1 protein-coding gene is annotated in these 466 nt (G+C 60.7%); it reads left to right on the top strand.

Annotated features, from left to right (window positions below):
- Positions 1-241: 241 nt before the first annotated feature.
- Positions 242-466 (top strand): hypothetical protein (locus NJD74_RS19600; RefSeq protein WP_319624825.1); only part of this gene is annotated, 225 nt, incomplete at its 3' end.

Raw genomic sequence — 466 nt, 5'->3', positions numbered from 1 at the left:
CGGTGTACTGGATCGCCCGGTCAAGCCGGGCGATGACAGTGGGGTTAAAAATCTCAAATATTTCAATGGCCGGTCTACTGTGCATGGGGTTGTTTTTGCTGTTCTGACCGAACGCGCGGGCGCTGATCCGTAAAATTGCGACCAATTCCGCAAGGCTCCCTTGAGCACGCCTCTTAAGGCCCGGAGAACCTGATCAGGCATAGGCTGATCCCAAATACACTCCCGTGCTTTTGGGGAACCCATGAACGCGCCAGCCAAATCCGCCGCCAAACGCCGGCTTCTGCTCGCCTCCGACCGGAGCGATGCGAGCAGCGAGCTCGCCAGCATCCTGAAGGCGGTCGGCGAGGTCTCGACGGTGACCACGCAGCAGATTCCCGAGCAGCCCTCGCGCGATCTGTCCGGCCTCATCGTCGATATCAATCTGCGCTCGCCCGACAGCGTGCAGCGGGTGCGCAACAAGCTGCGC

This window comes from Stenotrophomonas sp. RG-453 (genome assembly GCF_033843685.1).
GTDB lineage: Bacteria > Pseudomonadota > Gammaproteobacteria > Xanthomonadales > Xanthomonadaceae > Stenotrophomonas > Stenotrophomonas bentonitica_A.
The sequence above is the reverse complement of the archived record's forward strand: the minus strand, read 5'-3'. Positions and strand labels throughout refer to the sequence as shown.